Below are 25,633 nucleotides of genomic sequence, written 5' to 3'. Positions count from 1 at the left end.
TCAGGCGGACAGTGCAAAGGGTTCAAGGCCGGACAGGCGCATGGCCGGCGGGCGCGGGCCATACTCGCGCGGTGACTGGCCCTTCACCGCTGCGGCTATGGCGGCGATGTGTCTGGGCGTGGTGCCGCAGCAGCCACCGACGATGTTCAGGAGACCGCTCTCGGCCCACTCGCCGAGATGGCCGGACGTTTCTTCCGGCGTTTCGTCATACTCGCCGAACGCGTTCGGCAGGCCGGCATTGGGGTAGGCCAGGACGCGCGTGTCGGCGATCCGCGCCATTTCCGCGACATAGCGGCGAAGCTGGTCAGCCCCGAGCGCGCAGTTGAGGCCCACCGCCCATGGCCGGGCGTGGCGGACGGAATTCCAGAAGGCTTCGGTGGTCTGGCCCGAAAGGGTCCGGCCCGATGCATCGGTGATCGTGCCGGAGATCATCAGCGGAATGTGTTCGCCGGTCTTGTCCGCCAGATCGAGCAGCGCCTTGATCGCGGCCTTGGCGTTCAGCGTGTCGAAAATCGTCTCGACGAGCATGAAATCGACATAGGGCGCCATCGCCTCGGCCTGTTCGTAATAGGCGGCATAGACCTGGTCGAAATCGACTTCGCGAAAACCCGGATCGTTGACGTCGGGCGACAGGGACAGGGTCTTGTTGGTCGGCCCGATGGCACCTGCAACGCAACGCTGGATGCCCGTCGCCTCGGTCACGTTGTCAGCCGCTTCGCGCGCGATGCGTGCGCCTTCGCGGGCGATCTCGGACGCGATGGATTCCATCTTGTAGTCGGCCTGGGCAATCGTCGTCGCGGAGAAGGTGTTGGTCTCCACGATGTCCGCGCCGGCCTCGAAATAGTGCTCGTGAATCTCGCGGATCGCATCGGGCCTGGAGAGGTTCAGGAGGTCGTTGTTGCCCTGAACCGGCGAGGACCAGTCGGCGAAGCGCGTTCCGCGATAGTCTTCCTCGGAGGGTTTCAGGTTCTGGATCTGCGTGCCCATGGCCCCATCAAGGACCAGGATGCGCTGTTTCGCGGCCGCTTCGATGGCGGCGATACGGTCTTTGCGGGACATAGGGGCCTCCTCAGGCCGGTTCGGTGATGGCGGGCTTCAGGCCCAGCAGACGACAGGTCGCCATCGTCAGGCTCGCCCGGTTCAGCGTGTAGAAGTGGAAGTGCCCACAGCCGCCCTCGGTCAGCTTCTGCACCAGTTCCGCGGCGGTCTGGGCCGTCAGCAATTCGCGGGTCTCGGCGTCATCGTCGAGACCGTCATAGCGATGCGCCAGCCAGTCCGGGATGGAAGCGCCGCACAGGCCCGCCATGCGCGACAGGCCCTTGAAGTTCGACTGCAGCATGATGCCCGGCACGATGGGGATATCGATCCCGGCGGCGCGGACGCGGTCGAGATAACGGAAATAGACGTCCGGCTCGAAGAAGAACTGGGTGATGGCACGCGTCGCGCCGTTGTCGACCTTCCGCTTCAGGAGGTCGATGTCGTAGTCATAGCTGGCGCTTTCGGGATGCTTTTCCGGATAGCAACCGACGGAAATCTCGAACCCGCCTATCGCGCTGATGCCCGCAGCCAGATCGGCCGCATTCACATAGCCGCCGGGATGAGGTTCGTATGTCTCGCCGATGCCTTCAGGCGGATCGCCGCGCAGGGCGACGATATGCTTCACACCGGCATCGCGGTATTCGCGGATCACCTCGTTGATCTCGTCCTTCGTCGCACAGACACAGGTCAGGTGTGCGGCAGGCTTGAGGCTGGTTTCCTCGACGATGCGCTTCACGGTGGCGTGCGTGCGCTCGCGCGTCGAGCCGCCCGCGCCATAGGTGACGGACACGAAGCCGGGCTGGAAGGCCTCAAGCCGCGAGACGGAATCCCACAGCCGCTCGGCCATTTCATCGGTTTTCGGCGGGAAGAACTCGAAGGAAACGGAGGGCCCCGCATTTGTGTTTGCTTTCGCGCTCACGGGTTCTCTTCCTGTTTTAGCTGTGTGATGCGCGTACCGGGCTCGGCAGCGCGCTGGGACCGGGTCGCGGCCCAGATCTTCACGGTCAGACGGCCCGCGGGCTCTTCCGGGTGCAAGGCAATCCGCCGCGTCAGGTCGAGGCCGGCGGCATCGACCCAGTCGCCCATTTCCGCGTCGGAGAAACCGAGGCGTCGGTGGGCATGGTCGCTGCGGAGATATTCCAGCTGGTGCGGCGCGAAATCGGCGATCAGCAGGATGCCGCCGGGCTTGAGCACCCGCGCGCACTCGGCAATCGCGCTGGCCGGATCGTCGAGATAGTGCAGCACCTGGTGCACAGTGACGAGATCGGCGCTGCGGTCCGCGAAAGGCAGGGCCGTGACATTCGCCTCGCGCACGAAGAAATGCCGGATACCGGCCTTTTCGAGATTGAGCCGCGCGAGGTTCAGCATGGCGTGATTGACATCGACGCCGACACCGCGCTCGGCGCGGTCGGCGAAGACTTCCAGCATGCGTCCCGTGCCCACGCCGACATCAACCATCAGGTCGAATGGCCCGGGCCCCGCCGCGGCGAGAATCGCGGCTTCGACCTCGTCCTCCGACAGGTGAAGCGAACGGATTGTCTCCCAGTCCGACGAGGCGCGGTCGAAATAGGCTTGCGCCTCCGCGGCGCGCGCCGCCTTTACCGCGTCGAGCCGTTCCATGTCACGGCGGAAGGACGGATCGCTCTCCGGCACGAATTCACTGATCAGCGCGGCCAGGCGCTTGCCCGCGCCCTGCCCCGTCAGCCGGTAGAAGACGAAGGCCCCTTCCGGCATGCGCTCGGCCAGATTGGCGTCGGTCAGCAGTTTCAGGTGCCGCGACACGCGCGGCTGGCTGTGCCCGAGGATGTGCACCAGCTCGGACACGGTCAGCTCGCCGCGCGACAACAGGTTCGCCACGCGCAAGCGCGACGGGTCGGCCAGAGCCTTGAGCTGTCGAACCAGTTCTTCCATGCGTCTCGCGCCGTAAAACCTATAACGATATCTTTATATCTTAATTGCGAGACGATTCAACGTGCAATCCTTCGCAAGTGCGGAAAAATCAGCGTCGACAGCCTCACCCCGGGGCGGTGAGGAAGGCGGGCAGATGCCCCTGCGCCGCGAGGGCAGAAAGCAGCGTTCCGGCGATGTTGTTGACCGCATGGGCGAGGATGGCGGGCCAGATCGAGCCGGACTTCTCGTAGATCCAGATCAGGACGAGCGCGAGAATAAAGGCGTTGATCGCCTGCGGGGGGATGATGTGTGACGCGCCGAAGATCGCCGAAGAAACGAGCGCGGCGAGCCAGGCCGGCCGGTGGCCCTTCATCCACTTGTAGAGAAAGCCACGGAAGAAGACCTCCTCCGCGAACGGCGTGATGGCGAAGGTCAGCGCCAGAAAGGCGGCGGACATGGCCCAGCCGTTTGCCTGACCGAAGGCGAAGGGCGATCTTGTCATCCCGGCCCAGTCCGGGACGAAGGCGATCATCGCCTTCACGAGCAAAAGGCCGGTGACGACGAAGCCCAGACCAGCGACGACCCCGAGGATGAGCCAGCCGCGCTTGACCGGTTTCAGCCCGACGGCCGACCAGTCGAGGCGTTTGGGGACGAGTCCCAGCAGCCAGAGCGCGCCGAGGAGCGCGGCGGCCTTGGACGCCTGGCTGACAACGAGGATGGAAGCCGGCAGGCGGTCGCCCGATCCCAGATAGGCCTCCATGCCCACCGTGCGGGCGACGACGGCCATGTGGCCCCAGCTCATCAGCGTGTAGGCGAGCATCGCCGCGCCGAGCACGACGATGCCGTCACGGAAGCTCCAGAGCCGGGCGGTTTTGGTGGCGGTTGCGGTCATGTATCCCTCCGTTTCGATAGCGGGAGGGTGGCGGCCGCGAGTGCCTGCGCCCATCGACAGATGTCGGCAATCTGTCAGTCGACAGGTGTCAGCTGCCGGATTTCGCCATCCGGATCGCCTGAGTGCGGCTGGTTACGCCCAGCTTCTGGTAGAGCGCGCTGTTATAGGTGCGCACGGTCGTGGGCGAGAGGTTCAGCCGCCGGGCGATTTCTTTGTCGGTCAAGCCTTCGGCGATCAGGGCAAGGAGTTCACGCTCGCGACGGGTCAGATCTGCAGCCACGATCGCAGGCTGCGCGCCGGCCGCATCGGCATTCTGGACGATCGACAGGAGCGCACCGGAATGCGGGGCGAAGCGCACGGTCACGGTCTGGCCGGGCACGAGGGAGTCGGCGAAGGCAGAGTCGATCTCGAAGAGTCGGTCACCGACGAGGAGGCGGTCGCGCGGCCCGGCGAAAATCCCCGGACGGTCCTGCTGGCGCAGGCGTACGGGCCCTGTGACGGTCTCCACCGCGTCCTCGTGCGCATCACGCCGGGACGCCCACCACTGACGGTGGGCACGGGGATTGAGCGCAATCCAGATGAGCGCTGGAAAGATGAACACGATGACAGGGCTGCGGAAGACCGCATCCGGGCGGGCCAATGCCAGCGCGCCTATGGCAAGGATCAGGAGAAGCGAGGCCAGGACCAAGATCGCCGCGATCGCGCGGCCCCGCCGGTAGCTGGCGAGGCGCGCGCGTTCGATTCCGGTCCGGGCCACCGGTCTAGCGGCTGAACTTCTGGAATTTCACCCGGGTGGGGACGAGGGAGTCCTCACCGAGGCGGCGCTTCTTGTCTTCCAGATAGTCGTGGAAATTGCCTTCGAACCATTCGACATGGCTATCGCCCTCGAAGGCGAGGATGTGGGTCGCGATCCGGTCGAGGAAGAAGCGGTCGTGGGTGATGATCACCGCGCAGCCGGGGAAGTCTTCCAGCGCGGCTTCGAGCGCCGAGAGGGTTTCCACGTCGAGGTCGTTGGTCGGTTCGTCGAGGAGTAGCAGATTGCCGCCCTCCTTCAGCATCTTGGCGAGGTGGACGCGGTTGCGTTCACCGCCGGAAAGCAGGCCGACCTTCTTCTGCTGATCACCGCCCTTGAAGTTGAAGGCGCCGACATAGGCGCGGCTCGGCACGTCCTTGCCGCCCAGCGAGATCATGTCATGGCCGCCGGAGATTTCCTCCCAGACATTCTTTTTCGGATCGAGCGCGTCGCGCGACTGGTTGACGTAGCCGAGCTTTACCGTCTCGCCGATCTCGATCTTGCCCTCGTCGGGCTGTTCCTCGCCAATGATCATCTTGAACAGCGTCGTCTTGCCGGCGCCGTTGGGGCCGATCACGCCGACCACGCCGCCCGGCGGCAGTTTGAAATCGAGATCGTCGATCAGCAGGCGGTCGCCGAAACCCTTCCTGACATGCTCGAAGCTGACGACATTGCCGCCGAGGCGCGGACCCGGCGGAATGCGGATGACGGCGGTGGTGATGTCCTGCCGGTCGGCGGCATCGCGCATTTCCTCATAGGCCCGGATACGGGCCTTGGACTTGGCCTGACGGGCTTTCGGGCTCGACCGGATCCATTCCAGTTCGCGGGACAGGGCGCGCTGCTTGGCGCCTTCCTCGCGGGATTCCTGGGACAGGCGCTTCTGCTTCTGCTCCAGCCAGGAGGAGTAGTTGCCCTCGTAGGGGATGCCGCGGCCGCGATCGAGTTCGAGCGTCCAGGTGGTGATCGAGTCGAGGAAGTAGCGGTCGTGGGTCACGACCAGGATCGCGCCCGGGAAATTCTCCAGATGGTGCTGCAGCCACTCGACCGATTCCGCATCGAGGTGGTTGGTCGGTTCGTCGAGCAGCAGCATGTGCGGCTCCGACAGAAGCAGGCGGCACAGCGCCACGCGGCGGACTTCACCGCCCGACAGCTTGGTCACGTCGGCGTCGCCCGGCGGGCAGCGCAGCGCATCCATCGCCATTTCGATCTTCGAGTCGATGTCCCAGGCGTCGCGCGCATCGATCTTTTCCTGAAGCGCGGTCATCTCTTCCATCAGCTCGTCGGTATAATCCTCGGCGAGCTTCATCGAGACGGCGTTGAAATCGTCGACCAGCTTCTTGTCGGCCGAGCCTTCGATGACGTTTTCCCAGACGGTCTTGGACTCATCGAGCTTCGGCTCCTGCGGCAGGTAGCCGACGCGCACGCCCTTTTCCGCCCAGGACTCGCCGGAGAATTCGGTGTCGATGCCGGCCATGATCTTGAGCAGGGTCGACTTGCCCGAGCCGTTGACCCCGACGACGCCGATCTTGGCGTCGGGCAGGAAGTGCAGCGAGATATTCTCGAACACCGGCTTGGACGCGCCCGGATAGGTCTTCGACAGGCGGTCCATGTGGTAGACATACTGGTAGGCGGCCATGGGGGCGGCTTCCTTCAAATCAGCGGGAAATTCCTTTGCCGCGCGCTATAGCGGAGTGCGCCCTTGGCTGGCAACGCCGGGAGTCCTAGCTTGCCCCGCGAATTGACAATTGGAGACGCCGATGCGCCGTGCTGCCCTGATCGCCCTGCCCTTCCTCCTCGCCCCGTCCGCGCTTGCGCAGGAGGCCGAACAGCTGACGATCGAGCGGCTCTATGGCAGCCCGGACCTCAGCGGCCCGGCCCCGCGGGCGCTGCGTTTCTCGCCTGACGGCGAGCGCATCACCTTTCTGCGCGCGAAGGAAGAAGACGCGAACGTGCTCGATCTGTGGGCGATCGACGTGGCCGGCGGCGAGCCCTATCTGCTCGTCGACAGCGATGTGCTGGTCCCGGAGGAAGTCGAGCTTTCCGAAGCCGAGCGCCAGCGCCGCGAACGCCAGCGGATCAGCGCGTCCGGCATTGTCGAATACGACTGGGACTCGAGCGGCGAAGCCATTCTCGTCCCGCTCGGCGGCGACATCTTTTACGTGAATGTTGACTCCGGTGAGGCGACCCGCCTGACCGAGACCGAAACCTTCGAAACCGATGCCCGGATCTCGCCGAACGGCAATTTCGTCTCCTTCATCCGCGACCAGAACCTGTACGTGATTGATCTCGCCAGCGGCGAGGAGCGTGCCCTGACCAGCGAGGGCGGCGGCGTCATCTCGTGGGGCATGGCCGAATTCGTCGCCCAGGAGGAAATGGACCGCGATACCGGATACTGGTGGTCGCCGGACGAGGCCTACATCGCCGCAGCGCGGGTCGACGAAACGCCGGTGGAGATCATCCCCCGCCTTGAAATCGGCGCGGAAGGCGCGACCGTCGTCGAACAGCGCTATCCGCGTGCCGGCGATGCCAATGCGCTCGTGACCTTGCACATGATCGCGCTGGAGGACGGCGCAACGACCGAGGTCGCTCTCGGCGAGGACACCGACATCTATCTTGCGCGTGTGAACTGGACGCGCGACAGCGCCGAAGCGCTGGTCCAGCGGCAGAACCGTCAGCAGACCGTGCTGGACCTCATTGCCGCCGATCCGGCGACGGGCGCGACGCGCATCCTCATGACCGAGATCGATGACGCCTGGATCAATCTGAACAACGATCTGCGGCCGCTCGAAGACGGCAGCTTTCTCTGGACGTCAGAGCGGACCGGCTTCCGTCACATCTATCATTTCGGCCATGACGGCGAACTGATCACCCAGGTCACCTCAGGCGACTGGGTCGTGGACGAGATTTCCGGCGTCGATCTTGATGCCGGAACGGTGTGGTTCGAGGGCTGGACCGAGGACCCGACCCAGCGCCATCTCTATTCCGTGCCGCTTGCCGGCGGCGAGCCCACGCAGATCACGTCCGGCGAAGGCTGGTGGAGCGCGACGGTCAATTCCGGCGGCACGGCCTTTATCGGCAGCTATTCCGATCCGGTGACGCCGACCCAGACCGCGCTTTACGACATGCCGGGTGAGCGGATCCGCTGGCTGGAGGAAAACGCGCTCGTCGAGGGCCATCCCTATTTCCCTTATGCCGACGATCACGTCGCGCCGGAATTCGGAACGATCGAAGCGGAGGACGGCACGGACCTGCACTGGATGATGTATCTGCCGGCGGATTTCGATCCGGAGGAGACCTATCCGGCGATCGTCTATGTCTATGGCGGTCCGCATGCCCAGCAGGTCCGGCGCAGCTGGGCGGGTGGCACGCCGCAGGTCTTTGCCCAGGCCGGCTATGTCTATTTCATCCTCGACAATCGCGGTTCGTGGAATCGCGGCCATGCCTTTGAGACCCCGCTGCACCGGGCGATGGGTCAGGTGGAAGTACGCGACCAGCTGGCCGGGCTCGACTATCTGCAATCGCTCGATTTCGTCGATGCCGACCGGATCGGCATCTGGGGCTGGTCCTATGGCGGCTACATGACGCTGATGACGACGCTGCAGGCGCCGGGCCGGTTCGCGGCGGGCGCGGCGGGTGCGCCGGTGACCGACTGGTCGCTCTATGACACGCATTACACCGAGCGATACATGGGCACGCCGGAGGACAATCCCGACGGCTACGAAGAGGGTTCGGCCTTCGCCCATGTCGACAATTACGAGACGCCGCTGCTGATCATCCACGGCATGGCCGACGACAATGTGATCTTCGCAAACACGACGCGCCTGATCGACGCGCTACAGTCGCGTAGCCTGCAATTCGAGCTGATGACCTATCCCGGCCAGCGCCACGGAATCCGCACCCCGGAACGCCAGACGCACCGAACACAGCTGATCCTGGATTATTTCGACCGGATGCTTGCCGAGTAAGATCGGGACCTACTGACGCAGGACGTGCCACGGCATGGCGGTCGACACCCGCCAGGCCGGGGCCAGTCCGCAGACCGCACCGCTGCCCAGGCCGAGCGCCAGGGCGATCAGGAAGATCTGGCCGTCGATCACGACTTCCCAGTCCCAGATGCGGGCGAGCGTGACGCACAGCCCGATCCCGACGAGGCCGCCGAGCCCGCCACCGGCGAGGCCGGACAGGAGGCTTTCGACGAAGAATTGCCGGACGACCTGGCGCGTGTGCGCGCCGATCGCCATGCGGGTCGCAATCTCGCGGCTGCGCTCGTTGATGCTGGACATCAGCACGCCGCTATAGCCGATCAGGGCGGCGAGCATCGAAACCGCCGCAATCGCCGAGAGCAAGGCCCCGAGAAGAGCGCGCTCGCGTTCGACGGCGCGGCGCGGCGCCCCCGGGTCGTCATAGCTGTAAGGCGTCGGCCGGCTCATCGGCACGCCGCGCGCGCGGCGCAGTGCCCGGTCCGCCGAGACCCGCGCATCATACAGATCGCCGCCCGGCCCGATCACGACCGTCATCCAGCTGGCCTCGTCCGGGGCCATGTATTCGGTGGGCTGAAAGTAGCGCGCCGCCGCCGTGAACGGCGCGATGACCGCGCGGTCGAAGCGGTCGGAGGTCCGGGCCTGCGACGGCTCAAGGACACCGATCACCTCGCAGCTGATGCCCCCGAGGCTCAGGGATTCTCCCACGGCGCCGCCGGGGAAGAAGCGCTCCGCCGCTTCCTGCCCGAGCAGGCAGACCCGGTTCGCACTCCCGGCCTCCTCATAGGACAGGCGGCGGCCTTCAGCGACGTCCATGCCGGTCTCGATGCGATGGTCGCCGTAGACGCCGAAGACATCGACTTCACCGCTGAGTTCGTCGGATCGCGCGGAGACGCGCGCCGTGCGCCAGGCGAGGATGGTGTCAACGTATTCCACGGCGTCCTGCAGTCGGGGAATGTCGGACAGGATGGGCGGGCCATAACGGTCCAGAGAATAGACGTTCTCCCGGATCACCAGCGAACGCGCATAGACACCGTAGGCCGCCCGTTCGGCCGCCTCGCCATAGCCCCGGATAATCCCGACCGCGAGGACGACCGCCGCGACGCCGGCCGCGAGCGATCCCACGACCGTGGCCGACCTGACCGGCCGACTGAGCAAGCCCCAGATTGCGAAGCGAAGCGTATCGCTCAGGCGCACCCAGGCGGCGGATAGTCCCGAGCGTGTCACACGCCACCCGCCGATTGGCGATGGCTCCAGACCGCCGCCATGTTCTGAAGCCCGCGTTCGCGCAGGGCTTCACTCCCGTGCACCTGTGCCAGACGCCCCCGGTCGAGCAGATAGGCCCGGTCCGCGCGCTCGATCACCGCCGGGTCGTGCGTGGCGATCAAGACGGCGGTTCCGCCGGACGCGACATCGCGCAGCAATGCGTTGAGTTCGGACGCCCGGCCCTCGTCGAGCGCAGCCGTCGGTTCGTCGCAAATGAGGATTTTCGGCTCCGCGATCATTGCCCGCGCCAGCGCCGCACGCTGGCGTTCCCCGCCCGACAGCTTGCAAGGCGAAAGGCGTGCCCGCGAGGCCAGACCAACACGCTCAAGCCAGTTCAGGGCGCGGGTTTCGCGCGTCTTGCGATCAATCCCGCGATAGGCGAGCGGCAGCGCGACATTCTCGACGACACTCATACGCTCGATCAGCTTGGCGTCCTGAAACAGGAAGCCGATCAACTCTGACCGGGCTTCCGCCATGTCGTGGGAGGACATGGTCAGCGCACAGCGGCCTGCGATTTCGAGATGGGAGGTCGTGTCGGGCCGGTCGAGGAGACCAATCAGCGCCAGCAAGGTGGACTTGCCCGAGCCCGAAGCGCCGACGAACACCGTCATGCTTGCGGGGGGAATCGACAGGGCAACATCGCATAGCGCGATCGTCTGCTCGTGGCCGTGCCGGAAGGTGCGGTTGAGATTCGAAGCGTGGATTACCCGATTCATTGCGAACCTCCCTAGTTCACCGCGCCCCAGTCATAGTCGAGGTGATCGCGCAGGATCACCTCGTCGCCGGGTTCGAGATCGCCTTCGACGATCTCGACAAAATCGTTGTCTTCCGCGCCGACGCGGATAATGCGAACCTCATAGGGTTCCGGCCCGTCGGGAGTCCGCACGAAGACATCCTGTTCACCGGCGATGATAAGCTGGGCGGCCCGCGCGCCGATAAGGGCGGCACGACGTCCGCGCGGATCCTCGGGAACGCGCGGGTAACCGTAGGCATCCTGAAGCGCGTTGATCTCGGCGATCTCCTCATCCGTGAAGGTTGGTGACCAGTCCGACATCATGGCATAGAGGGCCTGGACGGGGATGCGTGTCACCTCGCGCGCTTCGGCATTCACGAACTCGACCGAAGCCGTCATGCCGGGAAGCAGGCGCTGATAGGGGTCGCTCGCCTCGATCAGAACCGGATAGCTGACGAAGCGGCCCTGGCGTTCCGGCGCGCGGCGGACGGGTCCGCTCGTGCCGGTGAAGTAGGCGTTCGGGAAGGCGTCGACGCGGAAGCGGACCTCCATGCCCTCCTCGATCCGGCCGACATCGGCCTCCGCGACGCGCGCCTCGATCACCACCGCGTCCAGACTGGCCGCAACCACGAACAGGACCGGCGTCGACAGCGCGGCATTGACGGACTGGCCTGTCTCGACCCGGCGTTCCAGAACAAAGCCGTCGATCGGCGCGCGGATCTCGGTGCGGGCGCGGTTGATCTCGGCATCGCGGACCCGGGCCTGCGCCGAGGCCACCAGCGCCTCGGCCCGGTCGGCCTGGGCCAGGGCCTCGTCATGTTCCAGTTGCAGATCATCGAGCCGGGACTGTGTCGCCACCCCGCGCTCGTGCAGTTCCAGCGTCCGGTTCAGTTCCGCGCGCAGACGGGCCGACCGCGCCCGCGCCGCGGTCAGGTCGGCGCGCGCCACCGCCAAGGCGGATTCCTCGCGCTCAAGCGCAGCTTCCCACGGCCCCGGATCGAGCCGCGCCAGAAGCTGGCCCTCCTGCACCGGGTCATCGAAGTCGACCAGGATCTCGGCGACGCGTCCGGAGATTTCCGCGCCGACCTCGACCGAGGCCGCCGGCCGGATCGTCCCGATCGCCGGCACGATGTCGGAGATGTTCCCGCGGTCCACGACCGCCGTCTCGAAACGCGCGTCCGTCTCGGGCGCCGAACAGGCAGAGAGCAAAGATAGTGAAGCAAGCAACTGGGTAGAGACAAATACCAGTCGTCGGGTGCCATGTCCCGTCGTGGCGCTCACAATTCCCTCCCCCGGCAGCGGGCCGGACAGTCTTGGACCTGCCTCTACTGCGCCGCCAGCGATACTATGTAACCTAATACTACCTCTGATGGGTCGTCAAACAGAACTCGCGTAACAGTACGATTTTTCGGTTAAGCGTCATCCGGCCAGTTCCATCCGGCTGAGCCGTGTGAACCCGCTATTGCCTTCGCTCTGGGTCCGAATGAGCCAGACCAGATCGGGGTCGATCCAGACCCGGTTGACCGTGGAATGGCGGCCGCCATTTCCATCGAGCCGGTCGTAACGGGTCTCGAACAGTGCCGCTGTCGCTCCGCCGGGCCCCTGCACGCTGGTATCGCAACCGATGAAGGTGATCTCGAACGCGCCGACGTCGCGGAGTGTCTGGCCGTTCGAAGACGATGGCAGGGTCTGCGTCACCTCGAGTGTGAGCGTCTCTCCGGGTTGCAGAGAATGCAACGCGTCGAACGGATCCCGGTCATAGTGAAAGCGGCGTTGCCGGGTCAGCGTTTCCTCGGACAGCGGTATGATGCCGCCCACGGTGGAGATGACCAATGCGGGATCGTCGTAGACCGGGCGTCCGTCCTCGTCGATCTCCATCCAGTGGCGGACCGTCGTGACGCCGTTCCGGCTGGATGAGACGGTCTGGGAAAAGGCCGGGTCGATCTCGTTTCCCGGGCTTTGTTCGATCGCATAGACGAAATGTGTGCCTGCCGCCGGGGTCTCCGCCTGGAGCGGGCAATCGGCGGCCGCCACCGAGGCTCCCGCCATCGAAACAGCAATCGCCATGAGTGAATGTCGAAGCATCACAACCTCCCGGGTCGCGCCAAGGTTGAAACCATAGAGGCGAAGCGGCCGGGAAGGATAGACCGTCCCGGCCGCGGCCCATCAAAGCCCGGACATGGGGCAGTAGTGAGCACTGCAGGCTGGCATGCACGTGTGATAGCACCGGAAGTGATCCATCGAGTAAGGATCTGCCCAGTCACAATTGCCCGTACATTGTGCCACACACTGCGGACAATTGGCCCAGGCGGCCGGCCCCGTGATCGCGATAAAGCCGACCAACAAGGCGGCCATCAGCATTCGTTTCATGATGCGTCCTCCCAGTTGGCGAAATCCTGTTTCGCGAGATACAACCTTTAGTCGCATACTACGGGAGTCCATATTTTTCGTTGCACCCACACTCGACGCAACCTTATCGCTAAAGCGGCAGGGGCCGGACGGACTTCATCCGTTTCCGCCTGATCTTCCAGTCCGGCATCAATCGCTCGACCACGGCCCAGAAGGCCGGCGAGTGGTTCATCTCGATCAGGTGCGCGACTTCATGCGCACAGACATAGTCGATGAGGTCGGGTGAGGCCGCCGCGAGACGCCAACTGAGGCGGATCACACCTTTCGTATCGCAGCTGCCCCAGCGGCGTTTCTGGTCGCGCACGACGATTTTCGGCACCGGGCGACCGAGCGCGTCCGCGTGGCGTTGAACCAGAGGCGCGAAGACTCGCTCGGCCTCGGACCTGTAGAAGCGCTTCAGCCCGCTGCGGACGGCGTTCTCGCGGATCAGCCCCTGCGCCTCGGGATCGATCCCGACAAGCAACTGGCGATCCTCCAGTGTCACGCGGGTCCGCACGCCGCGCTGAAGCGGCGCGACCGTCACATCGAGGTCCTGCCCGAGGAAGGGGAGCGTTCCACCGGTATGGAAATCGAAATGCGGGGCGGGACGCGCAGACCATTTGGCGAGCTTCACCGCGATCCAGTCCGACTTGTCGTCGAGCATGCGCTCGATCCAGCCGGCCCGGGCCGAAACCGGGGCCAGCACGCGCAGTCCGGTCTCGTCGATCGACAGGGCCAGTGTCCGGCGTCGGGGCGATCGAACCAGCCGGTATTCCACCGGCCGGCCGGCGATAGTCAATGTCTTCAGTTCTTCAGAAGTTCGGCGCAAATCGCTTCCAGTCCGGCCCGGTCCGTCTCGTCGAAGGCGGCATATTCGGTCGAGTCGACGTCGAGCACAGCCGCCAGCTGTCCATCGGCGCCAAAAACCGGCACGACGATCTCCGAATTCGAGCGGCTGTCGCAGGCGATATGCCCGGGGAAGGCGTGCACATCCTCGACGAGTTGGGTCTGCCGGGACGCCGCCGCCGCGCCGCAAACCCCCTTGCCGAACGGGATGCGGAGACAGCCCAGCGTGCCCTGATAGGGACCGACGACAAGCTCGTCAGGCTTGCCCGGATCGACCTCGTAGAAACCGGTCCAGAAGAAGCGCGGACCGAAGGCCTGGGCCAGAAGGCAGGCCGCCGTGGCGAGGCGCGCCGTGCGGCTGCTCTCCCCGGCAATCACCGAAGCGATCTCCTTGCGGACCTCGTCGTAGCGCGATGCCTTTTCCTGCGGATTCATCAAGAGGGACTCCGGAACTGCGGCGTCCCATTTGGCGTATTCATGGAGAAATGCAATGGTCCCCATTCACCTTTCCCAGGCGAAAATCGATGCGCCTCACCCTCGATCTCCGCTTCTTCCTTGCCGTTCTCGGCGTGGTTTTCCTGGTCTGGCTGCTCAACGCCGCCGGCGCTGTCGTGCTGCCCTTCCTGATCGCGGGCCTGCTGGCCGTGATCCTGGAGCCCACGACGAAATGGATGTGCAATCGCGGCGTGCCGCGATGGACGGCGGCCCTGCTCTCGACCTTGCTGGCGCTGATCGTGATCTTTGCACCGCTCGTCGCGATCACGCCGATCCTGATCATCGAAGGCGGCGAGTTGTTCAATCGCCTGCCGGTCCTGATCGACAATGTCGCGGCCATCGCCGGCCGGATGCTTGAAGGGACGGGTTTCGCTTTGCCCGAATTTTCGGCGCAGTCGCTTGCCGCCGAAGGCGGACCGCTTCGCTCGCTCGGCGTACAGGCCGCGGGTTCGATCGGCAGCGTGTTGTCGGGTGCGCTTCTCGTGCTGCTGACGCCGGTCGCCCTGTTCTTCTTCCTGAAGGACTGGCCGGAAGTCACGAAGACCCTCTCCGCCCTGCCGCCGCGTCCCTATGCGCGGGAAGTCCGGCACATTGCCAAGGATACGAACCTTCAGCTGGCGCGGTGGGTGCGCGGACAAAGCCTCGTCATCCTGTCGCAAATGATCTACCACGCCGCCGGCCTGTTCCTGCTGGGCCTCAACTATTCGATCGCGATCGGCGTGCTGACCGGGCTGTCCTCGATCATTCCGGTGGTCGGGAATCTGATCTTCTTCGTGCTGGCCCTGCTCGTTGCGATCAACCAGTTCGACTCGATCTGGCCGATCATTGGCGTGGTGGCGATTTTCGGCAGTTCGCAGGTGATCGAGACGGTCTTCCTCGCCCCGCGCCTCGTCGGCGACCAGTTGAAACTTCACCCCTTGTGGATCATGGCCGGCCTGTTGATCGGCGGTTCGCTGTTCGGATTCCTCGGCGCGCTCTTGGCGCTGCCGGCGACGGCCGCAATCAGCGTCTTCGCGAAGCACGGTCTTCGTTACTACAAGCAATCCAGCCTCTACCGGGGCAAAGAAGCGGAAGCGGACCAAACAGCGTGAGCGAATTTCTCCTGATTGCCGGTGGGCTGGTGCTGCTCGCCATTGGCGGCGACGTGCTGGTACGCGGCGCGGTCGGCACGGCCTCGAAGCTGGGCGTCTCGCCGCTGCTGATCGGTCTGGTCCTGGTGGGTTTCGGCACGTCGATGCCCGAACTGACCACCAGTGTTCAGGCCGCGCTTTCGGGGTCGCCGGGTATCGCGGTCGGCAATGTCGTCGGGTCGAACATCGCCAACATCCTGCTGATCCTCGGTGCGGCGGCGGTGATCGCGCCGATCGCGGTCGCGCCTGGCGTGCTGAAGCGAGATGGCAGCTTCCTCGCCCTGTCGCAGATCGCACTGGCGGTGGCGCTTTTCCTCACTCCGGTCGGGCGCACGGCCGGCGGGATGCTGTTCGCGGGGCTGATCGCCTATATCGGGCTCAGCTACTGGCTCGACAGGCGCTCACGGAATGGCGCGGCAGCTCTGCACACGGCCGAAGCGGAGAGTGTCGCCCCGCCAAAGGGCGGATTGCCTGTCGCGCTGCTGCTTCTGGCCGGCGGGATAGCCGGCGTGGTGATCGGCGCAAAACTGCTCGTCGACGGCGCGATCTCGATCGCCGAGGGGTTCGGCATCTCCGACGCCGTGATCGGCCTCACCGTCGTGGCCGTTGGCACCTCATTGCCGGAGCTGGCCGCCTCGGTCGCCGCCGCGATGAAGCGTCAGGGTGATATCGCGCTCGGCAATGTCATCGGGTCGAACATCTTCAATGCGCTCGGCATCCTCGGGGCAACCGCGATCATCCGGCCGATCGAGGTGCCGCCGAGCATCATCGCCAGCGACATGTGGATCATGCTCGGTGCAGCCGCCCTGCTGGTTCTCGTTGCCGCCACGGGCCGCCGCGTCGGCCGGATGGAGGGCGTCGTCCTGCTCGCCCTGTACGCGGCCTATACGGCCTGGCTGGCGATGGGGGCGGTCTAAAGCGGCTTCGATCCCGATACACCGCTGGCACATCCGAAGAAGTAGTCCCGGTATTCTGCGTCCAGCCCTTCATCCCTGAGCAGGTCGGAAAACCCGCGCGCGTTACGGAAATTCGCGGTGTAGCGGCCGATCATCGCAAAATCCTGCGCGCCGCGGAGCAATGTTCGCTCGACGAGGGGCAGGAAGCCGCGGAGGTGGAAGTTATAGACCGGGCGCAGCCACCAGCCCTCGGGGTCCGATGCCTCGATCAGGGAGAAGACTCCGCCCGGCTTCAGGACGCGCGCAATCAGCCTGGCCAGTGCTTTGTGCTGTGCGTCGTTGAAGGTCTTCAGACCGAAGGTGGCGACCACGAAATCCGCGCTCTCATCAGGTAGTTCACTCGCCAGCACATCGTCCTCGATAAAGTCGATCCGATGCTTGCGGTGGCGGTGAAGACGATCCAGTGCGCGCTGGTGCATGCCGGAGGATATATCGACGGCGGTGATCGTCTCGATCGCGGGGAAGGCTTTCAGAAGATGCGGCCAGACTTCGCCCGTCCCCGCCATCAGGTCATAGCCCGCCACCATCGGCCGGCCTTCAGGCCGGAGCGCCGCAACGCACTGCCGCCGCCAGCGCTCGGTGAAGCCCATCGAGCAGACATAGCTGAAGGCGATGTACTGACCTGAACAGCGGTCGAAGACATCCTTGACGAAGGCCGGGTCGTAGATGTCCTCGCCGCGTTCGGACGGCACGGTCAGTCCCCGAAACTTCCCGCCGGGCCCGGGAAGACGACCGGGCTTTCCGCGCCATTCGCCGCCACCGAGGCGACGCCGAAATAATAGTTGTCGATGACGACATTCTCGAGCGTGAAGCTGGTGACATTCCCGACCCAACGCGAATAGGTCCACTGGTTCTCGTCGGTCAGACGCCAGTAGACGCGGTAGCCGGCCAGATTGCCCGCCTGGGCCGCGTCAGGGGCGGACCAGGACAGGGTCGTGTCCGGGCTGACCGCCCCTTCGAGCGTGACATTGGCCGGGAAGGGCGGCGCGCTGGCCAAAAGGGCGAGCGAGGCGGCGTTGAGCGAGGTCAGGCGCGCGGCATAGTCGAAATCGACATATTCGATCGTGTCGCCATAGTGCCGGCCGTCCTCGTTGCGGAGGTCCTGGTGCTGGCGATCATAGTGTTCGTGCGTCTCCATGATGCGCACGCCCGGGATACCCACATCGTTGAAGGGGCGGTGGTGCCCGCCGCGGCCAAACCGGTCGAGCCGGTAGACCATCATCACGTCGAGATTGGGAATGTATTCATCGGCGACGCGGTCGATATAGCGGGCGAGATTGCGTGACGGGCTGTCGACCTCGCCGCCGGTGAAGCGGCGGATACGCGCCTCCTCCGGCGTCTCCACGGCGCGGGTTCCTTCGGAGAAGACGCGGGCGGTGGAGTTGTCGATGACGCCGTCGATTCCGGCGATATTGCCGATCATGTCGTTGTTGAGCACGGCCTTGATACGCCAGTCATTCTCCAGCGCGTGGGCTGCAACGATCTGACCGCCGAACAGGCCCTGCTCCTCGCCGGCCAGGCCCATATAGATGATCGAGCCGGGGAAATCGTATTGCGACAGCACGCGCGCGGCCTCGATCACGCCGGCCATGCCGGAGGCGTTGTCGTTGGCGCCGGGGCTGTCGGACGTGCCGTCGAGGGGATCGGTGACGCGGCTGTCGATATCGCCCGACATGGCGACATAGCGGTCCGGGTCCATCGTGCCGCGCTGGATCGCCACGACCGAAACAACCTCCGTCGGCTCCGGAATTCGGGTCTGGCCGGAAATCGTGTCGGAGATGTACATCACTTCCAGGCAGCCGCCGCAATCGGCGGAAATGCGCTCGAATTCCTCGAAAATCCAGCGGCGTGCCGCGCCGATGCCGCTTGTGTCGCTTTCGGTCTCGGAGAGGGTGTGGCGGGTGCCGAAATCGGCGAGCCGGCGAATGTCGGCCTCGATCCGGTCGGCGGACACGTCCGCCACGATGTCGCGGATCATCGGCAACTCGGACGGCGGCACGTCCTGCGCGGATGCGGCAGCGCCCGCGAGCAGGGCAAGGGCGGAGGCAGCGAACATGGTCTTCATGGAAGTCTCCCCGGGGCATCTGATTGCCGGGGAGGCTAGTGCGTGTGGCGGCGGCGTCAAACATGAGTTTGGTGGGCCCGGCAGGACTCGAACCTGCAACCAAGCGGTTATGAGCCGCCGGCTCTAACCAATTGAGCTACAGGCCCCACCTTTCAGGAATGCGATGGATACAGGCGACACCCCGGCTCGCCAAGAGCGGTGTGAAGCGCGGCCGACGCAACCTGACACGCGGATGAACCGTTCTGCCACGGCAAGGGCTTTCCGCCGCCCTTCCCGCGCCACCCCGATCAGGTGCAAAGTCATCCGATCAGAAAATCTGGAGACCTCTCATGCTTCGAGCGCTACTTCTTTCCACCGCCCTGCTCGTTCCCGCAGCCGCCGGCGCGCCGGCCTTCGCGCAGGAACAGCACACCATGCACCACGCCACATCCGAAGGCCGTGTCACGCTGAATGCGACCGGCAGCGTGCGCATGGCCCCGGACATGGCGACGGTTTCGGCCGGCGTCGTGACGGAGGCGGACACCGCGGCGGAGGCTCTGGCGGCCAACAGCCGCGCGATGAACCAGGTGTTCGCCGCGCTGCGCCGGGCCGGCATCGCCGAGGAGGACATCCAGACCTCGAACCTGCAGATCAACCCGGTCTGGTCCGGCGGCTATTCCTCGACCGGCCGGGAGAGTGAACGCCGCATCACCGGCTATGAAGCGACCAACACGGTGACGGCCCGCGTCAGCGATCTGGACAATCTGGGCCGGACCGTCGATGCGCTGGTGGCGTCCGGCGCCAACCAGTTGCAGGGGGTGAATTTCGGCCTTGAGGACCGCGACGCGGCGATGGACGAGGCCCGCCGCCGCGCGGTGCGCGAACTCGGGGAATTGCGGACGCTCTATTCCGGGGCGCTCGATGTGAGTATCGGCCGCCTGGTCGACTTCTCCGAAGGCAGCAATTACTCGCCGCCGCAGCCGATGATGTTCGCACGCGCCGAGGCGATGGATTCATCGACCCCGATTTCCGGAGGCCAGATCGAGGTCTCGGTCACGGTGACGGCGGTCTACGCGATCGACGAGTGAGATCCATAGCTGCATCGTGACGATGCGCCGGGCGCCTAGGCGTCCGGCGGCTCGTCCGCGGGTGCCGAATCGAGCGCGCGCGGCGCGCCGGCCTTCGTCCGGTCGGCACCCAGCTGGGCGAATACCCATTCTTCGGCCTCCAGCGCGTCGTTGAAGCCGCGGGCCTTGAGCCCGGCGGCCGCCAGAGTGCGGGTCATGACCATGATGTGCGCAGCCTGTTCGGGCCGGTAGACATAGGCAAAGGGCAGACCGGCCGGCATGCCGCGCGCGAAGACTTCCGCGATCCGGCGGTATTCGTGCGGCTGATGACCGAGCGTGCAGTCGAGATAGTCGATGATCAGCGCGTTCAAACCACCGGCCAGAAATCGCTCGCACAGCTTCTGCGCATTGGCGAGGCTGACATCGAATCGATTGGATCCGTGCAACCGGGCGATGAATACGCCGGGTGGCACGAACACGAAGCGCTCAACTGAGAAAGACGTGTTCGGCAAAGACCTCTCCCCTTCCACAGGACATAGGTCTGTCAGGACAAGGTCAAGTCTTCGCTAATGTTTCGCAGCGTCAGGCGGCGTCGGCCACGGTGACGGGGCGATTGTGCTCGTCGAGTACCAGCACGTCCGGCACCCAGCGCTCGGCCTCGGCGGCATCCATCCCCGCATAGGCGACCACGATGATCCGGTCGCCGACCTGCGCCAGTCGCGCCGCAGCCCCATTGATGCCGAAGGTACGCGAGCCTCGGGGCGCCTCGATCGCATAGGTGGTGAAGCGCGCGCCGGTGTTGATGTTCAGAACATCGACCTGTTCGTGCGGCAGTATCCCGACGGCGTCGAGCAGGTCGCGGTCGATCGAGATCGACCCTTCATAGTGAAGGTCTGCCTGGGTCACCGCGGCGCGGTGCAGCTTGGCTTTCATCATGGTCAGGCGCATTGGCGAGCTCCGGCGCGTCTTTGCTGCACTGCGATATACTGGATAGCGCGCCGCAGATATAGGGGTCGAGCCAGCGCGGGACCAGAGCGCCGTCGCAGGTGAAATCCGCGCTCGAACACCAGCCGGAAGGGACTCACATCCGGCCGCAATATCGGGCATGATGGTCGCACGGAGGGGCAGTATGCGTTGGAAAATCGTTTCCGGACTGGTGTGTGCGGGCACGCTTTCGGGCGCTGCAGCCGCCGTGACGCCGCCGCCGGTCTTCCAACCCTCGACGACAGCGATCGATCCGGGCTTTCGCTCCGCGCTGCTTTCGGATGCCGCGATGCGCACCGGTGAAGGCGCCATGCTGGAAGTCTCTTCCCAGCAGATGCCGATCGACTGGGACGCGGCGCGCTCCGATCTCGCCGAACAGACCGGCGACCCTATGGAGCCGGTCGCCCGCCCGGTGCCGATCCGCCCGGTCAATGCCACCCGCGACGACCTTGATGCCGTAAGCTTGCCAATCCTGCTGCCCGATCGCACCGCGGTCGATTTCGACGGCGCGACGGCGCGCCTGTTCGGCCGTCAGGGCTTTTACACCGCGTCGATCGAGGGCGACGGCGTCGTGATCGAGGTGTTCGGCACACGCCAGCGTCTGACCGAAGCGCCCGACCCGGCAAGCGAGCGGCGGCTGGCCGAGGCGCGGGACGCGGACGGCTTCATCATCACGCCGGGGGAAGGCAGCTGGGATGTGGCGTTCAACCGCTATGGCGCCGCCTATTCGGTGACGGTGGAATGCGGTGATCCCGGCGCGGCGCGCTGCGCCGATCCGGACTATGCGCGCAATGTCGCGCGCGGCCTGCTGATCGCAGGCGGTCAACCGGGCGGAAACTGATGAGCCGGATTGCCGAACTGTCCAGTGCGGCCGTCATTGCCGCGGCCGGGGTCGCCGCGATGATCTGGTGGCCGGATCCGGACGGGCCCTGGCCGCCCGTGCTCGAGATCGCGGAAGTGCCCGAGACGTCTGTGCCGGTCGAACCGGCCCAGACGACGATGGCCGAGCAGGCGGCTCCGGTTGAGCCGTCCGATCGCCTGCCCGAAAACGTGCCGGTCCCCACGTCCCACTATTTCCTTGTCCCGGATGTCATGGATGCGTCGGGATCCGATACGGACTTCAGCGGGCCCGGCACGCTGGCCGACGGCTCCGGCGCGGGTATCTGGAACACGGCGAATTTCGCGCCCGGAATGCGCTTCCCGGTGGAAACGGCGCAGGCCTTCGCGAATTCGCAGGCCTGGAGCGCTGGAGGTTTCTACGGACCCGGCGGCAACCAGTGCGCGCCGGAGAATTACACCTATCCTTGGCGCGACACCTTCTGCGAGGACGGCGGGCCCGGTGCGCCGATCTGTCCCGCGGGTGGCAGCCATATGGGCCAGGACCTTCGCCCGCCCACCTGCCAGGGCAACACCTATTGGGCGGTCGCGGCGGCGGACGGTGTCGTCACGTCGATTGGCGCGTATTCCGTGCGGCTGATGAGCGAGGGCGGGCTGCGCTTCACCTATCTCCATCTCGACCCGGCCTCGATGACGGTAGAGACCGGCGATACGGTGTCTCGGGGCCAGCGACTCGGGCGCATCTCCAACGCCTATGGCGGAACGCCGGCCACCATCCATCTGCATTTCGAGATCCGCGCGGCCTTCCTCGCCGGCGAGGCCGGGCTGGTCACGGTGCCGGTGCCGCCCTATGCCACCCTGGTCGATGCCTATGCCCGGCTCGCCTCGGGCGAGGATGGCGAAGAAGGCGCCTGACGTCCTGCCGCAGTCTTGCCGGGTTTTGCGGCCAGCGTCAGGAGGCAGGGATCGGGACAGGGAGAGTTTGATGCGCACATGGATGCTGGCGGCGGTGGCCGTACTGGCGCTTTCGGCCTGTGAGGACGGGTTGGAATACGACGGACGCGATGCCGGATACTTCTCCGAAGACGACGGGATCGTCGTTACCGGGTCCCGGGTCGATCGAGCGAGTTTCGCAGCAAACGAACCGATGGGTGTGATCGACGCGGAGGCCCGGACTGAAGCGGGACTCAGCGAGCCCGGCAACGGTGAACCGTCAGCACCCGAAACCGAAACCTTCCTCGCCTATCGCTATGCCTACGGGCTGCGCGCGCCCGCCGAGGCGGTGCGACCGCTGGTGCAGCAACACCAGCAGACCTGCGAGGCGGCCGGGCCGTCGGTCTGCCAGATCGTGAACGCGAACGTCACCGAGGCCGGGTCCGACCGGGTCAATGCCCGTCTCGTGATCCGCGCGGAACCGGGCTGGCTCACCACCTTCCGGGACGGGCTGGAAGCCGACGCGGAAAATGCCGGCGGTGAAGTCACGTCCTCGAGCCAGAGCGCGGAGGACCTGACCCGCCCCATCCTCGACACCCAGGCGCGGCTCGATGCCCAGATCCAGCTGCGCGAGCGACTGACCGGCCTGCTCGACCGTCAGGGTGCGAATATCGAGGAGCTGATCCGGGTCGAACGCGAACTGGCGCGGGTCAATGGCGATATCGAAAGCGCGGCCGCGCAGCTGCGCGCGATGCGGGCGCGGGTGTCGATGTCGATCGCGGACCTGACCTATCAGTCGGAAATCCGGCCGATCAGCCGGTCGACCGTCAATCCCGTCGGCGAGGCGGTCCGCGATTTCGCCGGCATCGTGCTCGGCGGTCTCGCCGTGATGATCCGCCTGATCGCCGGTGTCCTGCCCTGGATGATCCTTATCATTCCTGCCGTCTGGCTGCTTTCGCGCTGGCGCCGCAGCGTCAACCGCCGCAAGGCCGCCGAGAAAGCGAAGACCTAGCGCCGGGCGTCGCGCCAGTGCTCCATCGCCGAAGAGATCGCGAAGGTCTCCCGGTATTTCGGACTGTCAGACGGGCGCGGCGGCTTGCCACGCGTCAGATCCATGATCTCCGCCAGCTTGTTGTGCGCCGCGCCGGCCTGGCCGGCGCCGATATAGGCGTGCAGTTCGACCAGCGCACTGGCGAGCGGATCGCCCGCCCGGATCACGAAATAGGGTTCGTCATCGGCGAGGTCGGGATAGCAATCATATTTCGACGGGTTGGCTTTCGAGCCGACGGGTGCAGCCATGGCGTCCTCTCTGGGAAGGCGGGAATCGGTCAAGGCCCAGTCTAGCGCGCCGGGCTGCTTGTGACAGTGCCGGAAAGCGGGCCTTTCAGCCCGTGCCGTTTCCTTCCGCGAGCGGGCCGCGCGCCATCGACGTGGAAAACAGCATGCGGAGCAGGCCGGGCACTTCGGGGGAGGTGGTGCGCGCAAGGTGATTGCGCACCGCTTCCGGGACCTCGCCGTCCGGCGCGACCGGTTCGAGCGCATCGACCTCGGCCTCGAACCGCACCAGGTCGGTGTCCGCATTTCCGGTCAGTTCGCCGATACGTTCCAGCACGCAGGCCGACGCGGTCGGCGATCCGCCGGCGTCCTGCAGCGTTCCGATGCTGATCCCGTCGAGAATCTCGGCACGGTTCCGGGCCACGCCATTGTAGAGGCCGAAGATCATCGAGCCTCCGGTCAGCTCCCACCCGACCGAGAACAGCTGGTGCTGCAAAAGCAGGGCCCAGCCCTCGAAGCGCACGCGCTCCACACCCGCACGGAAATGGATGATGCCGCTGTCGTCGCAGCGGATCATCGTGATGTCGCGAAGGCAGCGCCCGGGCAGATCGTTGGAGAATCGCGTCGTGCGCCAGAAGCCCTCATAGCTCGTCCCGCGGCGCAGACCGCCGCGCATCGCCTCTTCGAGCAGGGCGGCGGGGATCCATTGCGTCTGAGCCGCGGAAGCGGGCGACGCGGCCGCGGCCACACCCAGCGCGGCGCGAAACCCGGGTAGATCCTTGTCCCAGTCCAGCATCGTGAAGCCGTCGATCCGCTCCGCGATGAAACGGGTGAGCAGGGCGAGATTGTGCTCGGACGGGATCACGGTTCCGGCCGCCCAACGTCCCACCAGCGACTTGTCGACATTGAGCGCGGACGCCAGCCCGGTTCGGCTGAGGACCAGGGTCTTCAGCACAAGTCGAAGTTTTTCCGAAAATCCGTCCGGTCGCATGCCCCTCTATTCTCACGCCGTGCAACCGGATGCAACCAAGTTGCATGGCGAGGTGCAACTGCGCATGCACGCCGGTGTGCGTTGCTGCACCTGCACGAGACGGATGCACTCGGACAAAAGGCGCCGCGTCAACGCCGCGTCTTGTTGAGGGACAGCGCGGTCCATCAACAAGGAGATCGAAATGAAAATGCTTACCCCTCTCTTCCTGACTGCCGGAGCCCTGGCTCTGCTCGTGTCCACCCCGTCGCTCGGCCAGTCGACCGAAACCATCTCGCTCAACTATGAGCGGATCACGACACAAACTCAGGCCGGCGTCGAACCGGACGAGATCGACAATCGCGCGACCGATGCGCAGGCCACCACCGCTCAATCCCGCCGTCGCGGCGCAGTCGTCGTGGAGGATATTCGCGCAAGCGATGACGCGCCGCAGGCGGGTCTGCTTCTGCCGGCGGTCCAGAATGTCCAGGCACAAGGCAATCGCCCGCAGCCGCGTACGCCGGTCCTCCTCGAAGTCGAAGACATCGAGGGCGAGACGACCGAAAATGCCGCCCCCGCGAATCCGCGCGGCACCCGCCCCGGGACCGCCCGCCCGGGCCGCGCCGCGCCCGGCAACCGCCACTAAACGGCCGAGACGGGAGAATCCCATGAAAACGCTGAAGATTGCGGCTACCGCCGCGACCGCGATGCTCGCCTTCGCCGCAGCGGCCGAAGCCCAGCAGCGGGTGCAACGCACCCAGCCCGCGACAGTGCAGAATGGCTACGCGCCGAATGCACCCTATCAGACCGACACCTGCGAGATTTTCCGCGTGTGGATCGCGGAGAGCGGTGTGGTGTTCGCCTGCGACGATGTCGCCATGGTGTTCGACGGCGGCAATGAACCGTCGAGCCGGATCGCCGTCGCCGCGATGCTGCTCGACATGGCGGCCAGTCAGCGGGCCGCCACGGTCCGGTACCGCCTGGTGAACCATGCGGCCTGTGCGGAGATCGACTTCACGAGTTACTCGGCCTTCGAGTCCGGCCAGTGCGGCGAAGCCGTCTTCGTCGGCAACAGTTCCTTCTGACCCTGAAACCGCGGCCGGCCGCACTGAACGCGCC

At 65.6% G+C, this 25,633-nt stretch carries 27 protein-coding genes and 1 tRNA gene; 9 read left to right on the top strand and 19 right to left on the bottom strand.

Features of this window, described 5'->3' with window-relative positions:
* The 6 genes from ACFOOR_RS12675 to ettA all read right to left on the bottom strand — a co-directional run bounded on the left by ACFOOR_RS12675 (position 1) and on the right by ettA (position 6,249).
* On the bottom strand, positions 1 to 1,059 hold the full coding sequence (locus ACFOOR_RS12675) for a homocysteine S-methyltransferase family protein (protein ID WP_343162951.1): 1,059 nt from the start codon (positions 1,057 to 1,059) through the stop codon (positions 1 to 3).
* A 10-nt stretch (positions 1,060 to 1,069) separates the two neighbouring features.
* Entirely contained in the window at positions 1,070 to 1,957 is an 888-nt protein-coding gene (gene metF, locus ACFOOR_RS12670) for a methylenetetrahydrofolate reductase [NAD(P)H] (protein ID WP_343162950.1), read from the bottom strand.
* Complete coding sequence (locus tag ACFOOR_RS12665) at positions 1,954 to 2,949, bottom strand: ArsR/SmtB family transcription factor (protein ID WP_343162949.1); 996 nt, start codon at positions 2,947 to 2,949, stop codon at positions 1,954 to 1,956. The genes metF and ACFOOR_RS12665 overlap by 4 nt, the downstream gene beginning before the upstream one ends.
* A 103-nt stretch (positions 2,950 to 3,052) precedes the next feature.
* The gene (locus ACFOOR_RS12660; protein ID WP_343162948.1) at positions 3,053 to 3,820 is read right to left on the bottom strand and encodes a CPBP family intramembrane glutamic endopeptidase; all 768 of its coding nucleotides are present in this window, start codon (positions 3,818 to 3,820) and stop codon (positions 3,053 to 3,055) included.
* A gap of 88 nt (positions 3,821 to 3,908) precedes the next feature.
* On the bottom strand, positions 3,909 to 4,577 hold the full coding sequence (locus tag ACFOOR_RS12655; protein ID WP_343162947.1) for a helix-turn-helix transcriptional regulator: 669 nt from the start codon (positions 4,575 to 4,577) through the stop codon (positions 3,909 to 3,911).
* Positions 4,578 to 4,581: 4 nt separating this feature from the next.
* On the bottom strand, positions 4,582 to 6,249 hold the full coding sequence (ettA, locus tag ACFOOR_RS12650; protein ID WP_343162946.1) for an energy-dependent translational throttle protein EttA: 1,668 nt from the start codon (positions 6,247 to 6,249) through the stop codon (positions 4,582 to 4,584).
* Positions 6,250 to 6,370: 121 nt separating this feature from the next.
* Between ettA and ACFOOR_RS12645 the strand changes: the two genes are divergently transcribed.
* A complete protein-coding gene (locus ACFOOR_RS12645; protein WP_343162945.1) occupies positions 6,371 to 8,578 on the top strand; it encodes a S9 family peptidase in 2,208 nt (735 codons plus the stop codon).
* Between the two features lie 9 nt (positions 8,579 to 8,587).
* Here the strand turns inward: ACFOOR_RS12645 and ACFOOR_RS12640 are convergent, their stop codons facing one another.
* The 6 genes from ACFOOR_RS12640 to ACFOOR_RS12615 form a co-directional block, all read right to left on the bottom strand.
* Entirely contained in the window at positions 8,588 to 9,820 is a 1,233-nt protein-coding gene (locus ACFOOR_RS12640) for an ABC transporter permease (protein ID WP_343162944.1), read from the bottom strand.
* Positions 9,817 to 10,575: an ABC transporter ATP-binding protein gene (locus tag ACFOOR_RS12635; protein ID WP_343162943.1), complete on the bottom strand. Its 759-nt coding sequence runs from the start codon at positions 10,573 to 10,575 to the stop codon at positions 9,817 to 9,819. The genes ACFOOR_RS12640 and ACFOOR_RS12635 overlap by 4 nt, the downstream gene beginning before the upstream one ends.
* Positions 10,576 to 10,586: 11 nt before the next feature.
* Positions 10,587 to 11,747, bottom strand: a complete 1,161-nt coding sequence (locus ACFOOR_RS12630; protein WP_343162942.1) for an efflux RND transporter periplasmic adaptor subunit — start codon at positions 11,745 to 11,747, stop codon at positions 10,587 to 10,589.
* Positions 11,748 to 12,011: 264 nt separating this feature from the next.
* Positions 12,012 to 12,677, bottom strand: coding sequence for a hypothetical protein (locus ACFOOR_RS12625; RefSeq protein WP_343162941.1), 666 nt, complete (start codon positions 12,675 to 12,677; stop codon positions 12,012 to 12,014).
* 394 nt (positions 12,678 to 13,071) lie between these two features.
* Positions 13,072 to 13,779, bottom strand: coding sequence for a M48 family metallopeptidase (locus ACFOOR_RS12620; RefSeq protein WP_343162940.1), 708 nt, complete (start codon positions 13,777 to 13,779; stop codon positions 13,072 to 13,074).
* A gap of 5 nt (positions 13,780 to 13,784) precedes the next feature.
* Positions 13,785 to 14,261: a GAF domain-containing protein gene (locus ACFOOR_RS12615; protein ID WP_343163367.1), complete on the bottom strand. Its 477-nt coding sequence runs from the start codon at positions 14,259 to 14,261 to the stop codon at positions 13,785 to 13,787.
* A gap of 89 nt (positions 14,262 to 14,350) precedes the next feature.
* Here ACFOOR_RS12615 and ACFOOR_RS12610 point away from each other — a divergent pair, with 89 nt between their 5' ends.
* On the top strand, positions 14,351 to 15,412 hold the full coding sequence (locus ACFOOR_RS12610) for an AI-2E family transporter (RefSeq protein ID WP_343162939.1): 1,062 nt from the start codon (positions 14,351 to 14,353) through the stop codon (positions 15,410 to 15,412).
* A complete protein-coding gene (locus ACFOOR_RS12605; RefSeq protein ID WP_343162938.1) occupies positions 15,409 to 16,368 on the top strand; it encodes a calcium/sodium antiporter in 960 nt (319 codons plus the stop codon). The genes ACFOOR_RS12610 and ACFOOR_RS12605 overlap by 4 nt, the downstream gene beginning before the upstream one ends.
* On the opposite strand, the gene ACFOOR_RS12600 is transcribed toward ACFOOR_RS12605, so the two are convergent.
* The 3 genes from ACFOOR_RS12600 to ACFOOR_RS12590 all read right to left on the bottom strand — a co-directional run bounded on the left by ACFOOR_RS12600 (position 16,365) and on the right by ACFOOR_RS12590 (position 18,618).
* Positions 16,365 to 17,099 (bottom strand): class I SAM-dependent methyltransferase, encoded by a 735-nt coding sequence (locus ACFOOR_RS12600; protein WP_343162936.1) that lies wholly within the window; start codon positions 17,097 to 17,099, stop codon positions 16,365 to 16,367. The two genes, ACFOOR_RS12605 and ACFOOR_RS12600, sit on opposite strands and share 4 nt — an antisense overlap.
* 2 nt (positions 17,100 to 17,101) lie before the next feature.
* Positions 17,102 to 18,472 (bottom strand): M28 family metallopeptidase, encoded by a 1,371-nt coding sequence (locus tag ACFOOR_RS12595; RefSeq protein WP_343162935.1) that lies wholly within the window; start codon positions 18,470 to 18,472, stop codon positions 17,102 to 17,104.
* A 69-nt stretch (positions 18,473 to 18,541) separates the two neighbouring features.
* Positions 18,542 to 18,618: transfer RNA gene (locus ACFOOR_RS12590), tRNA-Ile, on the bottom strand.
* 183 nt (positions 18,619 to 18,801) lie between these two features.
* On the opposite strand from ACFOOR_RS12590, the gene ACFOOR_RS12585 reads away from it, so the two are divergent.
* Positions 18,802 to 19,539 carry an SIMPL domain-containing protein gene (locus ACFOOR_RS12585; RefSeq protein WP_343162934.1) on the top strand — a complete coding sequence of 246 codons (738 nt, stop codon included), beginning with the start codon at positions 18,802 to 18,804 and terminating at the stop codon, positions 19,537 to 19,539.
* A 35-nt stretch (positions 19,540 to 19,574) separates the two neighbouring features.
* Here the strand turns inward: ACFOOR_RS12585 and ACFOOR_RS12580 are convergent, their stop codons facing one another.
* Both ACFOOR_RS12580 and panD read right to left on the bottom strand, forming a co-directional pair.
* The gene (locus tag ACFOOR_RS12580) at positions 19,575 to 20,030 is read right to left on the bottom strand and encodes a hypothetical protein (RefSeq protein ID WP_343162933.1); all 456 of its coding nucleotides are present in this window, start codon (positions 20,028 to 20,030) and stop codon (positions 19,575 to 19,577) included.
* A 70-nt stretch (positions 20,031 to 20,100) separates the two neighbouring features.
* The gene (gene panD, locus ACFOOR_RS12575; RefSeq protein WP_343162932.1) at positions 20,101 to 20,466 is read right to left on the bottom strand and encodes an aspartate 1-decarboxylase; all 366 of its coding nucleotides are present in this window, start codon (positions 20,464 to 20,466) and stop codon (positions 20,101 to 20,103) included.
* A gap of 181 nt (positions 20,467 to 20,647) precedes the next feature.
* On the opposite strand from panD, the gene ACFOOR_RS12570 reads away from it, so the two are divergent.
* From ACFOOR_RS12570 to ACFOOR_RS12560, 3 genes are all read left to right on the top strand, one after another.
* On the top strand, positions 20,648 to 21,343 hold the full coding sequence (locus ACFOOR_RS12570) for a hypothetical protein (protein WP_343162931.1): 696 nt from the start codon (positions 20,648 to 20,650) through the stop codon (positions 21,341 to 21,343).
* Complete coding sequence (locus ACFOOR_RS12565; RefSeq protein WP_343162930.1) at positions 21,343 to 22,254, top strand: M23 family metallopeptidase; 912 nt, start codon at positions 21,343 to 21,345, stop codon at positions 22,252 to 22,254. The genes ACFOOR_RS12570 and ACFOOR_RS12565 overlap by 1 nt, the downstream gene beginning before the upstream one ends.
* A 70-nt stretch (positions 22,255 to 22,324) precedes the next feature.
* Positions 22,325 to 23,284, top strand: a complete 960-nt coding sequence (locus ACFOOR_RS12560) for a DUF4349 domain-containing protein (RefSeq protein ID WP_343162929.1) — start codon at positions 22,325 to 22,327, stop codon at positions 23,282 to 23,284.
* Here ACFOOR_RS12560 and ACFOOR_RS12555 read toward each other — a convergent pair.
* Together ACFOOR_RS12555 and ACFOOR_RS12550 are read right to left on the bottom strand one after the other, a co-directional pair.
* Entirely contained in the window at positions 23,281 to 23,571 is a 291-nt protein-coding gene (locus tag ACFOOR_RS12555) for an aspartate decarboxylase (protein WP_343162928.1), read from the bottom strand. The two genes, ACFOOR_RS12560 and ACFOOR_RS12555, sit on opposite strands and share 4 nt — an antisense overlap.
* 85 nt (positions 23,572 to 23,656) lie before the next feature.
* On the bottom strand, positions 23,657 to 24,538 hold the full coding sequence (locus tag ACFOOR_RS12550; RefSeq protein ID WP_343162927.1) for a hypothetical protein: 882 nt from the start codon (positions 24,536 to 24,538) through the stop codon (positions 23,657 to 23,659).
* A 181-nt stretch (positions 24,539 to 24,719) separates the two neighbouring features.
* Here ACFOOR_RS12550 and ACFOOR_RS12545 point away from each other — a divergent pair, with 181 nt between their 5' ends.
* Together ACFOOR_RS12545 and ACFOOR_RS12540 are read left to right on the top strand one after the other, a co-directional pair.
* A complete protein-coding gene (locus ACFOOR_RS12545) occupies positions 24,720 to 25,160 on the top strand; it encodes a hypothetical protein (RefSeq protein WP_343162926.1) in 441 nt (146 codons plus the stop codon).
* Positions 25,161 to 25,182: 22 nt separating this feature from the next.
* The gene (locus ACFOOR_RS12540; RefSeq protein ID WP_343162925.1) at positions 25,183 to 25,599 is read left to right on the top strand and encodes a hypothetical protein; all 417 of its coding nucleotides are present in this window, start codon (positions 25,183 to 25,185) and stop codon (positions 25,597 to 25,599) included.
* The last annotated feature ends 34 nt before the right edge of the window (positions 25,600 to 25,633 follow it).

This window comes from Hyphobacterium vulgare, from assembly GCF_042643335.1.
GTDB classification, from domain to species: domain Bacteria; phylum Pseudomonadota; class Alphaproteobacteria; order Caulobacterales; family Maricaulaceae; genus Hyphobacterium; species Hyphobacterium vulgare.
This window is presented reverse-complemented; position numbering and strand designations above follow the sequence as displayed.